This window comes from Rhizobium sp. SEMIA 4085 (genome assembly GCF_013004495.1).
GTDB classification, from domain to species: Bacteria; Pseudomonadota; Alphaproteobacteria; order Rhizobiales; family Rhizobiaceae; genus Rhizobium; species Rhizobium gallicum.
Genome location: NZ_JABEPH010000149.1, coordinates 1 through 13,066 on the forward strand (window position 1 = coordinate 1; position 13,066 = coordinate 13,066).

Here is a 13,066-nt window from a genome sequence, read left to right on the forward strand (position 1 = left end):
CGCCCTGCTCGTTCCGCCGAACTATCTGCACGACAGCTGGCTCGACTATCTCTACTGGGATACCGAACTGCAGCCCTGATTGCCGCTATTTCCTTATGCCGATTTGCGGACGCCGACGAAAGCGAAAGCCGCAAGGATCAGGCTCGCAATCACATTCCAGCCCGCAAAGGAAAGACCGAGAACGCGCAGCGCCGCATCGGTGCAGGACGGGCCGGTAATTGTGTTGAGTTCCGTAAGCAGGTCGCCGGCATTCTGCGTCATGGCCCCTGCACTGGTCGAGCAGGTCGCCGGCCCTGCCCAGAAATGCCATTCGACGCCCGCGTGATAGACACCCATGCCGGCACCGACCACCATCAGCATACCTGCCGCCAACAGCAGGGCACGGGCGACCCAGTTCGGCAGACCGAAAAGCGATGCGAGCGCGCCGAGAATCGCGATCGGAATGCCGTAGTAATAAGGCTCGCGCTGCAGCAGGCAGAGCGCACAAGGAATGTAGCCGCCGAGATACTGGAAGCCGAGTGCAGTTCCGACGACCGCCGCCATGCCGAGGGCCAGGAATAGCGAATAGAGAACGACCGGGCGGGAAAGAGGCGAGGCAATGGCAGTCATGGCGGAACTCCGCGAGCTTGGCTCAGTGGGCAAGGTAGCGATAGAGAATATAAAGCACGATGGCGACCACTGCACCGATGCTGACAATATGCCCCAAGCGCTTTTCGATGAAATGGCGAATCGGCTCACCGTAGCGGCGAAGCAGCCACGCCAGGAATAGGAAGCGCGCGCCGCGGGCGACGATCGCCGAGATGACGAACAGCCATATATTGACGTGAATCACCCCGGACAGAATCGTCACGATTTTGATCGGCGGCAGGTGCGCCAGTCCCGACGTCACCAGCAAAAGCAGGATCGTCTCGTAAGTGACGTAAGATTTCATCTGCTCGAAGGCATCGAGCTTTCCGTAGAATTCCAGCACCGGCCGCGCCACGGTCTCGTAGGCATAGAAGCCGAGCGCCCAGCCGGCGATGCCGCCGAGAACCGAGGCGGCCGTGGCAACGATCGCATATCGATATGATCGCTCAGGCTTGGCGAGTGCCATGGGAAGAAAAAGGACATCGGCCGGGACGAGAAAGACGGAGCTTTCGACGAAGGCGATAACGGCGAGCCAGACCTCGGCCGATCTGCGGGCGGCGAGAGACATGGTCCAGTCGTAAAGTCTGCGGAGCATTCCATTCCTTTCGTGCTGCGGTGCAAAAGCTTTAGGGGGGCAGTATGGCGCTGTAAATGCCTAGTGTGGCAATGATGCCAGCGTGCCACGAAAATTTTCGTGATCCGTATGGCGGCTGTGCTCCCACGTTTTCGGGAGATTGCAAATCGGTGAATCTTCTGCAAGCTGGTTTCCGATTGGTTTTTGCAGGTGGCTATGAATGAAATTGAGGGTGATTGAGGGCGGGCTCGGCAAAGGAGCCGATGCGCGCGAAACCGTAGCTTCAGCTCGAAGGCCGAGCAGGGAGGATGTACGGCGCGAAGCCGTCAGGCGGCTTCGGGAAAGCGGCTATCATTCGTCTTATGTGAGAGAGTTTGCGACGGGCGTTCCTGCGCCGGCAGCGCTCAGATATTTGAAGATGCAGCTCGATTTTGCGGCCGAGACGCTGTCCCGCCTCGATCCGATCCCCCACGACTTCTCCGCGGATGCCTATTGGCCTTGCGCCGACACTTCGCGTTGATCCGGATGCGCTTCGCGCTTCGCGTTTAATGCGTTCATCTGCGAGCGCTCTCGTGCCATTTCGCTGACGGCGGCCCTTAGCTCCGGGTGGCGGGCGGTGAACATATTGAAGTCACGTCGTTCCAGCACCAGGAATTGGCAGAAATCGATGGCAATGACATCGGCCGTTCGCCGTCCGCCGCTCAGCAGCGCCATTTCACCGAAAAATGCACCCGGTTCGAGACGGACGGCGCCCCCGGGAAGACGGACCTCCACGGCTCCGGACGAAAGAAAATACATGCCGTCCCCGCGGTCCCCCTTGCGCATGACGCGTTCGCCCGGCAGCGCGGATTTGGGACGGAAGAGAAGGAGCAGTTCCTCCTGCGAGTGCTCATCGACCTTGGCGAAAAGCGGGAAAGTCTCGATCAGTTGCTGCATCTCCAGCTGGTGCTGGCGCTCCCGCGCTTCGGTAAGTGCCCTGATCTTTTCAAGCTCGCGTCCGAGCGCCTCATGCCGGCGGCGGCCGTAATGATTGCTGAGCACCGGCCATCGGGCGTGCACATAGGTATGCAGCGCCTCGGCGCCGGCGCAGACGAGCGGATTGAGCGTGATCGAAATGATCGCGGACGCAAGGATGACATCCTGCCCGTCAGTCGGCAGCAATCCGAGGGAAACACCGAGGCCGGCAAGAATGAAGGAAAATTCGCCGATCTGCGCCAATCCGCCTGCGACGGTCAGCGCCATTCCGATCGGATAGCGAAGCAGGATGACGATCAGAAAGGAGATGATCGCCTTGCCGACGATGATCAACATCAGCGCGCTGATGACCGCCATCGGCTGGCGGACCAGGATCGATGGATCGAACAGCATGCCGACCGACACGAAGAACAGGACTGAAAAGGCGTTCTGAAGCGGCAGAGAATCGGCAGCGGCCCGGTGGCTGAGATTGGACTCGCTCATCACGACGCCCGCGAAAAAAGCGCCGAGTGCGAAGGAAACGCCGAAGATCTCAGCGGAGCCGAAAGCGATGCCGAGGGCGATGGCAAGGACCGTCAATGTGAAGAGTTCGCGCGAGCCGGTTCGGGCGACGAGCGTCAGTAGCCAGGGAACAATTTTCGGGCCGACAAAGATCGCCATGACTGCAAAGGCGCCGACCTTCAGCAGCGTCAGTGCGATCGCCAGCGAAAGCGGCAGCCCAGCGCCCTGTGCAGCATCGCTGGCGGCGCGGCCGCCGAGCAATTCCGCAAGGGCAGGCAGCAAGACCAGCGCCAGAACCATCGCCAAGTCTTCGACGATCAGCCAGCCGACCGCGACGCGGCCGCTTGCTGAATTCAGGAGGTTTCGTTCCTCAAGGACCTTCAGCAGCACGACGGTGCTTGCCACCGACAGGCTGAGGCCGAAGACGATCCCGGCGCCGAGCCCCCAGCCCCACCATTTCGCGAGGCCAATACCGAGCAGCGTAGCGAGGATGATCCGGATGATCGCGCCCGGCACGGCGATACCGCGCACGGCAAGCAGGTCAGCGGCGGAAAAATGCAGCCCGACGCCGAACATCAGCAAGATGACGCCCATTTCGGCCAACTGTCCGGCAAGCCCTGTATCGGCGACGAAGCCCGGCGTGAACGGTCCCATGAGTATGCCTGCGACGAGATAGCCGACCAGCGGCGGCAGCCGCAGCCTGTCGGCCACATATCCAAGCACCGCCGCAAAGACGAAGCTGACGGCGACTGTGGCGATAAGCGTTACTTCCTGATGCACATCCGTCCCTTGATATTCGTTGGCGACCGCCACTTTGACCGAAGCGTGAGTGAAATTAAATACTTGATTTGAGTTTCCGTACCACCGGCAAATACTGAGCTCCAGCGATACTCGGGCGTTCTCGCGGCGGCACCAGTTTGGCGTCAGTTTCGGAGATCAGTATAAGCGAGCACTAAAACAGAAATCCCTGTCTCATTGGAGATTTCCATGCGAGAAATAGAAGCTGTTGATGTCGCGTTCAAACGGTCGTTTGATGCCGTCGAATTCGGATATGTCCGAGAGGTACTTCTTGAGGACGAAGCCTGCTGGGGTCTGTTCGATTCCGAAGGCGATGTAATCTTCGTCGGCGACGACCTCGACGAATGCCGCTCCTTCGCTGCAAAGGAAGAGATCAGGATTCAGCTGATCCAGTAGGAGAGGTCGCGTGCGGTCGCGCACTTCTTGCAGCTGTTTCGCAAATCCCGCCGCCGAACTACGTCATCGCGATAAGGATTGGATGTAGTCGTAACTGACAATGGCTTCCTCGCTTGTTCCCTCGTCGTAGATCTTGGCAAGGGTCGCGTGCAGGTCGGGAGAGTAAAGAGCGCTCCAGAGCTCGACGCGCTCGCCGCCTCTTTTGGTTTCCTCTCTGATCCTGAAAACCTCGTATTTGCACCGGCCAACTGCGACGGTCTCGCGTTTGGTTACCGTCAGCTCCAGCGTCCACTTCTCGCTGGATTGTTGAGGATCCAAGGGGACAAAGGGGATGACGTGATGCCCATCCTTCTTGATGGGCAAGAGCTTGTCCAAGCCATCGATTGGATAGATGGCGTAACGCTCATCGCTGCTGGAGCGCGATAGATCGAAAAGCCCCTGGTACGAATAAACCGTCTGCTTCTTCGAACTTCCGAAGGAATTGGTTATTGCGACCACAGGTCCTTGCGCCGGCCGGAATTCGCTTATCGCCCCCGAATTCCTCAATAAGAAACCGTTTTCTGCACTCTTGGCTGAAGGGCAATCCGCGCCATAAGAAACAACCGGAAGGGCAACAAGAAGGAGCAGGTTGAAGAGGCGCCTTTTGATCATGATCTTTTGATGGCAGCGGGTTAGGATTTTCCAACGCCAGATCATCAGATTTAAAAGATCGACAAGAATAAACGCTTTGGTTGAAGTTTTTCACAGCTCTGACCGGTTGACGACGAGATCGCCATCAGTTGCACCGGCGAACTCCGCCAGGGATATACTGGATGCTTCGTCATCGCCGCTCTTGACAACTAAATCGCGACAAAGTGGAGATCATTGTCGGCGAAGGCCGCATCTCCGCCTTCATCTGCCTGGTCGGCGACGACAAGACGGTGACGATGGTCGGTGTCGTTCGCATGACCGGAACGTCTTGCGTCGACGTCTCGAAAGGAGAGGCATGACGCTGCTCGCACTCGATGACAGCATCGGTCTCATCAAAAAGGCCGCCGTCATTTCCGATTGCGGCCGATATCGCTACGAGCTGACGCGTGTGTGGGAGAAGGGCAGGCCGCTGCTCGTCACCTGCATGCTCAACCCTTCGACGGCCGATGCCGACAACGATGATCCGACGATCTGCGCGCTGATCCATTTTGGTAAGGCTTGGGGCTACGGCGGCCTGCTGGTCGTCAACCTCTTCGCCTTCCGCTCGTCGAGCCCGATCGTGATGATGTCGTCGCACTATCCGCGCGGCCCGAAGAACGTCCAGTTCATCGAAACCGCCTTGACGGTCGCCCGCTTGCAGAACACGCCGGCTCTTGCCGCATGGGGCGCCCACGGCGCGCACCACGCAAGTCTGAACGATGGGGAAGGGGGACAGGATTGGTTCTGCGGCCGCGCCCGCCACCAGACCGTCGATCTCGTCTGCCTGGGGCTGACGAAGGAGGGATTTCCGAAACACCCGATGGCGCGTGGCGTCCATCGCATTGATCGGAACCAGCAGCCGGTCATGTTCCGGCGCGCAACGAAGGCGGCGTAAACGTTAAAAGCAATCGACGATATCATCGCCGAGCGCCGTCCTATATTTTTTCACTCTGGCGGGCGAGTTGGTCGCCTGACTGGTCTAAGCCGAAGGGTCGTGCCAGCGACGGAGTTCGGCATGCCGTTGACGGTCAACGGCCCCGGCAACAAGATGCGCGACTGGTGCGACCAGGCCGAGCTGTTCCACCACCGCGCCCGGCCTGCACAAGGCGGGAGCGACGATCGCCGCTGGGAACAGTGCGACCGACGAAGAACTGATGGCGATCTTCGGCTGGACGACGAAGGGCCAGACGACGCCCTATACGAATTATCGGATCGTTTTTCGTCGGTGGTGCCCCATGCCGGGGTCGAACCAGCACTTCTTTCGAAACTCGATTTTGAGTCGAGCGCGTCTACCAATTCCGCCAATGGGGCAACGGATACCGACGAGCCGGGTGTCTAACATGCGACCCCCGGCCGCGCAAGACGGCCGGCGGGCTTATCAGGCTGATTTGATACGGCTTCCGGCTTGATGTTCCTTGGGAAAGCCTTTTGCAATCAGTGTGCGGTAGCCGGTGCCGGTTCGGTCAAGCCGGACTTCTTCAAAGTAATGGCGAGGATCGAGGCGAGCAGGCAGAAGGCGCCGGCAACGAAGAAGGCCGGCAGGTAGCTCGACAGCTCGGTCCGTGAAAGGCCAGCGCCATAAGCAGCGGTTGCCGCGCCCAGCTGATGGCCGGCAAAGACCCAGCCGAAGACCAGACCGGCCTTCTCCCGGCCGAAGCGGTCGGCGGCAATCTTTACGGTCGGCGGAACGGTGGCGATCCAGTCGAGGCCGTAGAACACCGCGAAGATCGAAAGACCGTAGAAGCTGAAATCGCTGAAGGGCAGGAAGAGCAAGGAAAGCCCGCGCAAACCGTAATACCAGAAGAGGAGCCAGCGGTTGTCGAAGCGATCCGACAACCAGCCGGAGCCGATCGTGCCGAAGAAATCGAAGATACCCATTACGGCTAGAACGCTGGCCGCCGCGACAGGCAGGATGCCGAAGTCGCCGCAAAGCGTGACGAAATGAGTCTGGATCAGGCCGTTGGTGCTGAGGCCGCAGATAAAGAAGGTGGCGAACAAGATCCAGAAAGTCGAAGTTCCGGAGATCTCTTTCAGGATCGTGATCGGCGTCTTAAGCGCGCCGACCAACGTGCCCCGTGCCGGCGGCGGCGTGACATGAGCTTCGCCGAGCGAGGGCAGGTTTAAGTCGGAGGGCCGGTCGCGCATGAAGGCAAGCACGGCAAGTGCGGCAACCATGATCATGGCGCAGACGAAGAAGACCGTGGAGCGCCAGCCGTAGCGATCCGTTAATTCCGCCATCAGCGGCAGGAAAACGAGCTGACCGGTGGCCGAGCTTGCCGAAAGCATCCCGACCACGAGGCCGCGGTGCTTCGTGAACCAGCGGGCAGATATGGTCGCTGCGAGCACCATGGCCGTCAGGCCGGTGCCGAAACCGACGACGATTCCCCACAGCAGCAGAAGCTGCCAAAGCGATGTCATGAAGAGCGAGCCAACGAAGCCCGCGCCGATCAGCGCAAGCGCGAAGACGATGACCTTGCGCACACCGAAATAGTTCATGAAAGCCGCCGCGAAGGGACCCATCAGGCCGAAGAGGACCAGGCGGATCGCAAGTGCGGAGGAAATCTGCGAAGTTTCCCAGCCGAACTCGTCCTGCAGCGGCTTGATCAGCACGCCCGGCGCGCCCATGGCGCCGGCGGTGACCAGCATGGTCAGGAAAGTCGCGCCGACAACGATCCATCCGTAGTGGATGTTGCGGCGTGCAAGGGTGGAGGCAAGCGCAGTGGAAACCATGGGGCAAGTTCCATTCGTGGGAATGATCGATGCATCACTGATTTAGATGATGGTCGTCATGTTTCTTGCGTATTGATGATAGGCGTCATATAATTTGTCAAGGGACTATTTTCGGAGCCGGATCATGCGCGTCAGCCGCGAAAAATTTGCAGAAAACCGCCAGAAGATCCTGGAAGTGGCGGGCGTAATGTTCCGCGAAAATGGATTTGATGGCGTGGGGGTTGCCGATATCATGAAAGCCTGCGGGCTGACGCATGGAGGGTTCTATGGCCACTTCCAATCAAAGGAAGAGCTGCAGCTGGAGGTCAGCCGTGCGCTGATCGCCAGGGTGGAAGTGCGATGGAAGGCTCTTATCGCCGACGCTCCGGATCGCCCCTTGGAAGCGCTCCTCGACCACTATGTTTCCTGGTGTTCCGTCGACAATCCAGGCTCGAGCTGTGTCTTCGTGGCATTGATGGAAGAGGTGAGCCGCAGTAGCGGTGCGGTGCGGGAAACCTTCAACGACGGGCTTTCCACGCTTGTCGATATCCTGGCGGAGATCGTTCCGGGTGAGACGCCGGAGGCGCGCCGCAAGAATGGCTTTACGACGCTCTCATCAATGATGGGGGCCGTCAGTCTGGCGCGCGCGGTCGAAAATCGCGATTTGGCCGGTCAGTTCCTTTCGACGATGCGGGAGAAGCTGGCACCGGCAAAGTTTGTCGGCGCCTGAGTGCCCGTCGGCATGTGTCTGCGTTATTTGAATCCTTCCACGTGATGCGGAACATAAGGCTCTTCGAGAGCGGCGACGTCGTCGGCGTTGAGCTTGACAGCCAATGCCCCAACGGCGTCCGAAAGATGGTGCGGCTTCGATGCGCCAATGATCGGTGCGGTCACCGCGCTCTTCTGCAAGATCCAAGCAGTTGCGATCTGGGCCCGGGAGACGTTATGTGTCTTCGCCAATCGGCCGACCGTGTCGATGATTTTGCGGTCGGCATCTTCGGCCTGCCTGTAGAGCGTCTTGCCGAATTCATCCGTTTCCGTGCGGGCGGTCCTTTCGTCCCAGTCGCGCGCCAGGCGGCCGCGGGCAAGCGGGCTCCACGGAATGACAGCGATCTTCTGGTCCTCGCAGAAAGGCAGCATTTCGCGCTCCTCCTCGCGATAAAGAAGGTTGACATGGTCCTGCATGCTCACGAACTGAGTCCAGCCGTTCAGCCGCGAGGTGTAGAGCATCTTTGCGAATTGCCAAGCATACATGGAGGAGGCGCCGATATAGCGCGCCTTGCCGGCCTTGACGACGTCGTGCAAGGCCTCCAGCGTTTCCTCGATCGGCGTCGTGTAGTCGAAGCGATGGATCTGGAAGAGGTCGACGTAATCCGTGCCGAGTCGGCGCAGGCTGTTGTCGATTTCGTCAAAGATCGCCTTGCGGGAAAGACCAGCGCCGTTCGGACCGGGGCGCATGCGGTGGAAGACCTTGGTCGCGAGTACGATGTCCTCGCGCTTCAAGTCCTTGATTGCCCGTCCGACGATTTCCTCGGACGAGCCGTCGGAATAGGTATTCGCCGTATCCAGGAAATTGATGCCAAGATCGAGTGCCTGCCTGATGATCGCGCGGCTTTCCTCCTCGCCGAGTGTCCAGGCGTGCTTGCCGCGGCCCGGATCGCCGAAGGTCATGCAGCCGAGGCAGATCTTCGAAACTTCAAGGCCAGTGCCTCCGAATTTGACATAGTCCATGAATTGACTCCGTGAATAAATCTCAATCCCCCGAGACACCTCGGGGTGATGTAGGGCGCAATCGGTGAGAGTGTCAGCAATCCGGCGAAAGAATATTTCAGGCGCGCCTTGCGATCATGAGGTGGAGCTTTGAAACACGCGATCAAGCGAACTTGCACTCGATCGCCGCAAGGTGTTAGCTGGTGCAGCATTCACTGGATTTTCGAGTATGAGACTTCCCGGCCGCGACCGCTATGACGGTCTTTATCGCGATTTTTCGTGGGAGATTCCGGAAGACTTCAATATTGGGCGTGCCGTCAGCGATGGATGGGCGGCGCAGGCACCCGAACGCATCTGCCTCGAACATTTCAGCCCGGATGGTCGTCATTTGTCGATGACCTACGGCGCGCTGGCGGAGCGCTCGTCGTCTTTTGCCAATGCATTGACGTCGCTCGGCATTCGCCGCGGCGATCGCGTCGCGTTGCTTCTGCCGCAATGTTTCGAGACGGCGATCGCCCATGTGGCGATCTACAAGATGGGTGCGATTGCGCTGCCGCTCGCGCTGCTGTTTGGCGTCGAGGCACTGGAATACCGGCTGAGAACCTCAGGCGCGACTGCGATCGTTACCAACTCGTTCGGACTGGAGCGGGTGAACCAGATTCGCGAAAACCTGCCGGAACTCGGCACGGTCATCAGCATCGATGGCGGTGAAGCGTTTGCTTTCGGAGCGCTCGTCGAGGCGCATCCGCCGCTTTTCGACGTTGCTGCGACCAGCCCGGACGATCCGGCGTTGATGATCTTCACATCAGGCACGACGGGGCCGCCCAAGGGCGCCTTGCATGGCCATCGTGTTCTGGCGGGCCACATTCCCGGGATGCAGTTCGCGCATGAAGGTTTTGCACAGCCCGGCGACAAGGTCTGGACGCCGTCGGACTGGGCCTGGGCAGGCGGGCTGCTGAATGCGCTGCTGCCAAGCCTCCTGCTCGGCGTTCCTGTCGTTTCCTCTCCGGCGCAGAAGTTCGACGCCGATATGGCTTATCGCATCATGGCCGAGATGAAGGTGCGGAATGCCTTCATCCCGCCGACAGCGCTCCGCCTGCTGAAATCGATCAGTGATCCCCGCGCGAAATATGATCTCAATCTGCGCACCATCGGCTCCGCCGGTGAATCGCTCGGTCGCGAAACCTATGAGTGGGCGCGCCAGGCGTTCGGCATCACCGTCAATGAGTTTTATGGCCAGACGGAGTGCAATTTCGTACTCTCCTCCAGTGCAGGCTATGGTGTCACGAAGGCAGGCGCGATCGGCCGCGCGGTTCCCGGTCATAGGGTTGCAATCATTGGCGAGAGCGGCGATGAAGTGTCCCCCGGCGAGACAGGCCAAATCGCTATCAAGGCGCCCGATCCAGTCATGTTCCTCGGCTATTGGAACGATGGCGAGGCGACCAGGAAGAAGTTCATCAACGGCTGGCTGCTAACCGGCGATCTCGGTCATCAGGATGACGAGGGCTACGTCATTTTCGAAGGCCGGGATGATGACGTCATCACCTCGTCAGGCTATCGCATTGGTCCTGCCGAAATCGAGGACTGTCTGAGCGGCCACCCGGCCGTGCAGCTCGCTGCCGTCGTCGGCAAGCCGGATCCGGTGCGCACCGAGATCGTCAAGGCCTATATCGTGCTTTCACCTGGCCGCACGCCCAGCGATGCGCTCGGCGCTGAAATCCGCGATTGGGTGAAGATGCGGCTTTCGATGCACGAATATCCGCGCGAGGTCGAATTTGTGGACGCGCTGCCGCTGACGACGACCGGCAAGGTCATCCGCAGACTTCTGCGCGAAAAGGCGGCCGGCGAGGGGCCTAACCGCGCCGTGTGAGCGATATGATCTTCTCGCGCAGCATCTTCGCCATATTGCGGGTGCTGCGATACATATGCAACTGAGCGGCGGCCTGGCGAACATCGCGGTCGCCGTTCTGCGTCAGGCCGATCACCAGCGTTCCCATTTCCTCGCGCTCCTGCCAAAAGCGGCTCATGATCGGATGGTCCGGCACCGCGCAGGAATCGGAACGCACGATATTCGCATCGTCGAGATGCCACTCCGTTAGTTCGGCCATCAACAGCTTGCCCGGAGAATAGCGGGCATAGGCCTCGTCGTAGGCCGTCTTCCAAGTATAGGCCTCGCCGCCCATCATCAACACAACTGTTGCCGCGATTGCCTTGCCGTTCAGGTCGATCGTGTGAATGCGCACCGCGTCGATCGCCGCAAGGTTCGAGACGGCTTCGCGGGCGAAGGCCGTGTGGTAGCGGTCGGTTGCCAGCGCGCTTCGTCTCTTGCCTTTCCAGCCGCCGGCTTCCATTGCTAAGAACTCCTCAAACCGCGCATGAATATCGCGGGGCTGGCGCGCAACGACATAGACAGCTGTTCCGAGCTCTTCGAGCTGCCGCCATTGACGGCGCATTTCCCTTTTATGCGAAGAAGAGATGGTACGGCCAAGATAGGCCATAGCGTCGTCCTCGCTCTGCAGCATCGGCCGCTCGGATGGATTGGTGACCGTGACCGGCAGGTTGCGGCTCAGCGCCACCGCCTTTGCCATGCGAGCAAAGATGCCGTTCAGGCGAATATCCGGCAGCACCAACGTTGCGGGAAGGTTCAGATCTTTCGCCGTCAAGCCTTCAAAAAGATTGTCCAGCGTCTCAGCCGCATCTTCGGCATCCACCAGGGGGGTGCCGAGCGGCGCGAAGCTGTTCGACCATGCGCGGATGATCGAGGGGCCGACGGCAAAGCCGGGTCTTTCGACAGAGAACGGCATCAGGAAACGCAAGCGGCTGCGCCGGCCGTTCTCGTCGCGGATCAGTGCGAAACTCACTTGCCGGTCTTCAAGCCGCGGCATGGCGGGCGCGAGGAAGCGGCCGGTGAAGAAAACATTCGGCTCCATCGCACGGTTCGAAAGGAAATCCAGTTCGTCCTGCAATTCATAGCCGAGCCTGCCCGGATAGAGGCAGAGCTCCCGGCCCGGACGTCCGATCTCGACGCGCGCTTCAGCCTGCGGCAAGTCGAAGTTTATCGAGGCAAGCTCGTGAACCATGCGATTGGCGTTGGTATCGGTGCTTTCGGTAACGGGGGGGACACGCACCATTATCAGGCTCTCGTTTCTATCGTTGCCGGAGGGCGGCTGAATGCAAAAAGGACAATGCCGAGCGCCCGGCGCACGGCGATGTGCAGCAGGATCGCTTCCACACCCATTGCCGATGCCGTCGCGATCGCAGTGCCGACGGTGCCAAGGTGCGGAATCAGGGCGATATTCAAGGAGACGTTTGCCGTGAGCGCCGCCGCATAGAGGGCGACGCAGAGGTTCTGCTTTCCGGCCATCATCAGCAGCGTTTCGGCCGGACCGACGAGGGCCTTGGCGAGGATGCCCGCAAGCAGGATCGCCATCAAAACATAACCTGCCGTAAAGGCTGCGCCGAAAAGCGACAGCAGCAAGTGACCGGCTGCAACGACTGCGAGCCCGAGGGCCAGCGCCGGCCAGAAGGTCCATCGCGCAGCGTCGATTGCTGCTGCGGCAAGCTGCTCGCGGGTGCCTTCTGCGATGAGGCTGGAGAAGCGTGGACCGGATGCTGCCTTTACAGAGAACATGATGAAATGCACCAGCGCCATCGTCTTTGCGGCGGCAAAATAGATCGCCACGTCATGCGGCTCGAGGAAGATGCCGACGACAACCACATCCGAATTGGTCAAGAGGAAGCTCACGCCTTCGACCAGGAATATCGGGAAGGCGATGTTCAGCCAGTTGAGGAAATCGACCCTGCGCGGTCCCTCGCTGTAGTGGCGGCGCAGGCGCAGGAGTGTCGCGATGTATTGGCCGACGGCGGTGACGTAGGTTGCGGCCAGCGCGGCTTTCATGGCGGTGACGGCAGAATGCTCCGCACCGGCTACGATCGCTGCCAGCATGAAGAGAATGATGAGGACAGGCCGGATGATGTAGACCGGGCTCAGCGCCATGACCGGCCAGTGATTGGCACGCGAGGTGCCTTCCAGAATGTCGCCGAGCGCGATCATCGGCATGGCGAGAAGGCCAAGGAAAACAGGAATGAGATAATAGGACTCAATCC

Annotated in this window: 14 protein-coding genes, 1 tRNA gene and 1 pseudogene; 7 read left to right on the forward strand and 9 right to left on the reverse strand. The window is 59.9% G+C overall.

Annotated elements, in window-relative coordinates:
• Positions 1-79, forward strand: a pseudogene (locus C9413_RS16310) (HNH endonuclease); the annotation flags it as partial.
• A 14-nt stretch (positions 80-93) separates the two neighbouring features.
• Here C9413_RS16310 and C9413_RS16315 read toward each other — a convergent pair.
• Positions 94-609: a disulfide bond formation protein B gene (locus C9413_RS16315; protein ID WP_039846272.1), complete on the reverse strand. Its 516-nt coding sequence runs from the start codon at positions 607-609 to the stop codon at positions 94-96.
• Between the two features lie 22 nt (positions 610-631).
• On the reverse strand, positions 632-1,222 hold the full coding sequence (locus C9413_RS16320; protein ID WP_039846271.1) for a YqaA family protein: 591 nt from the start codon (positions 1,220-1,222) through the stop codon (positions 632-634).
• A gap of 199 nt (positions 1,223-1,421) precedes the next feature.
• Here C9413_RS16320 and C9413_RS16325 point away from each other — a divergent pair, with 199 nt between their 5' ends.
• A complete protein-coding gene (locus C9413_RS16325; RefSeq protein WP_039846270.1) occupies positions 1,422-1,721 on the forward strand; it encodes a hypothetical protein in 300 nt (99 codons plus the stop codon).
• Here the strand turns inward: C9413_RS16325 and C9413_RS16330 are convergent.
• The gene (locus C9413_RS16330; protein WP_052451661.1) at positions 1,691-3,457 is read right to left on the reverse strand and encodes a cation:proton antiporter; all 1,767 of its coding nucleotides are present in this window, start codon (positions 3,455-3,457) and stop codon (positions 1,691-1,693) included. The genes C9413_RS16325 and C9413_RS16330 overlap by 31 nt on opposite strands.
• 207 nt (positions 3,458-3,664) lie before the next feature.
• Here C9413_RS16330 and C9413_RS16335 point away from each other — a divergent pair, with 207 nt between their 5' ends.
• Complete coding sequence (locus C9413_RS16335; protein WP_039846269.1) at positions 3,665-3,871, forward strand: hypothetical protein; 207 nt, start codon at positions 3,665-3,667, stop codon at positions 3,869-3,871.
• Between the two features lie 63 nt (positions 3,872-3,934).
• On the opposite strand, the gene C9413_RS16340 is transcribed toward C9413_RS16335, so the two are convergent.
• Complete coding sequence (locus tag C9413_RS16340; protein WP_133941871.1) at positions 3,935-4,369, reverse strand: hypothetical protein; 435 nt, start codon at positions 4,367-4,369, stop codon at positions 3,935-3,937.
• A 356-nt stretch (positions 4,370-4,725) separates the two neighbouring features.
• On the opposite strand from C9413_RS16340, the gene C9413_RS34220 reads away from it, so the two are divergent.
• Positions 4,726-4,860 (forward strand): hypothetical protein, encoded by a 135-nt coding sequence (locus C9413_RS34220; protein ID WP_267285081.1) that lies wholly within the window; start codon positions 4,726-4,728, stop codon positions 4,858-4,860.
• A complete protein-coding gene (locus C9413_RS16345; protein WP_039846267.1) occupies positions 4,857-5,435 on the forward strand; it encodes a DUF1643 domain-containing protein in 579 nt (192 codons plus the stop codon). The genes C9413_RS34220 and C9413_RS16345 overlap by 4 nt, the downstream gene beginning before the upstream one ends.
• Positions 5,436-5,766: 331 nt before the next feature.
• Here the strand turns inward: C9413_RS16345 and C9413_RS16350 are convergent.
• Both C9413_RS16350 and C9413_RS16355 read right to left on the reverse strand, forming a co-directional pair.
• Positions 5,767-5,851: transfer RNA gene (locus C9413_RS16350), tRNA-Leu, on the reverse strand.
• A gap of 123 nt (positions 5,852-5,974) precedes the next feature.
• Positions 5,975-7,270 (reverse strand): MFS transporter, encoded by a 1,296-nt coding sequence (locus C9413_RS16355; RefSeq protein ID WP_039846266.1) that lies wholly within the window; start codon positions 7,268-7,270, stop codon positions 5,975-5,977.
• 124 nt (positions 7,271-7,394) lie between these two features.
• Between C9413_RS16355 and C9413_RS16360 the strand changes: the two genes are divergently transcribed.
• A complete protein-coding gene (locus tag C9413_RS16360) occupies positions 7,395-7,979 on the forward strand; it encodes a TetR/AcrR family transcriptional regulator (RefSeq protein WP_170250639.1) in 585 nt (194 codons plus the stop codon).
• A 23-nt stretch (positions 7,980-8,002) separates the two neighbouring features.
• On the opposite strand, the gene C9413_RS16365 is transcribed toward C9413_RS16360, so the two are convergent.
• A complete protein-coding gene (locus C9413_RS16365; protein WP_039846264.1) occupies positions 8,003-8,980 on the reverse strand; it encodes an aldo/keto reductase in 978 nt (325 codons plus the stop codon).
• Positions 8,981-9,188: 208 nt separating this feature from the next.
• Here C9413_RS16365 and C9413_RS16370 point away from each other — a divergent pair, with 208 nt between their 5' ends.
• A complete protein-coding gene (locus C9413_RS16370) occupies positions 9,189-10,829 on the forward strand; it encodes an AMP-binding protein (protein WP_039846263.1) in 1,641 nt (546 codons plus the stop codon).
• Here the strand turns inward: C9413_RS16370 and C9413_RS16375 are convergent.
• Entirely contained in the window at positions 10,813-12,090 is a 1,278-nt protein-coding gene (locus C9413_RS16375) for a GNAT family N-acetyltransferase (RefSeq protein ID WP_039846262.1), read from the reverse strand. The genes C9413_RS16370 and C9413_RS16375 overlap by 17 nt on opposite strands.
• A 2-nt stretch (positions 12,091-12,092) precedes the next feature.
• Positions 12,093-13,066 (reverse strand): lipopolysaccharide biosynthesis protein (locus tag C9413_RS16380; protein WP_170250640.1); only part of this gene is annotated, 974 nt, incomplete at its 5' end.

Coding starts and splice junctions, on each gene's coding strand:
- C9413_RS16335 (WP_039846269.1), top strand. CDS start 3,665: ATGCGAGAAATAGAAGCTGTTGATGTCGCGTTCAAACGGTCGTTTGAT.
- C9413_RS16360 (WP_170250639.1), top strand. CDS start 7,395: ATGCGCGTCAGCCGCGAAAAATTTGCAGAAAACCGCCAGAAGATCCTG.
- C9413_RS16345 (WP_039846267.1), top strand. CDS start 4,857: ATGACGCTGCTCGCACTCGATGACAGCATCGGTCTCATCAAAAAGGCC.
- C9413_RS16375 (WP_039846262.1), bottom strand. CDS start 12,090: ATGGTGCGTGTCCCCCCCGTTACCGAAAGCACCGATACCAACGCCAAT.
- C9413_RS16355 (WP_039846266.1), bottom strand. CDS start 7,270: ATGGTTTCCACTGCGCTTGCCTCCACCCTTGCACGCCGCAACATCCAC.
- C9413_RS16325 (WP_039846270.1), top strand. CDS start 1,422: ATGAAATTGAGGGTGATTGAGGGCGGGCTCGGCAAAGGAGCCGATGCG.
- C9413_RS16320 (WP_039846271.1), bottom strand. CDS start 1,222: ATGCTCCGCAGACTTTACGACTGGACCATGTCTCTCGCCGCCCGCAGA.
- C9413_RS16370 (WP_039846263.1), top strand. CDS start 9,189: ATGAGACTTCCCGGCCGCGACCGCTATGACGGTCTTTATCGCGATTTT.
- C9413_RS16315 (WP_039846272.1), bottom strand. CDS start 609: ATGACTGCCATTGCCTCGCCTCTTTCCCGCCCGGTCGTTCTCTATTCG.
- C9413_RS16365 (WP_039846264.1), bottom strand. CDS start 8,980: ATGGACTATGTCAAATTCGGAGGCACTGGCCTTGAAGTTTCGAAGATC.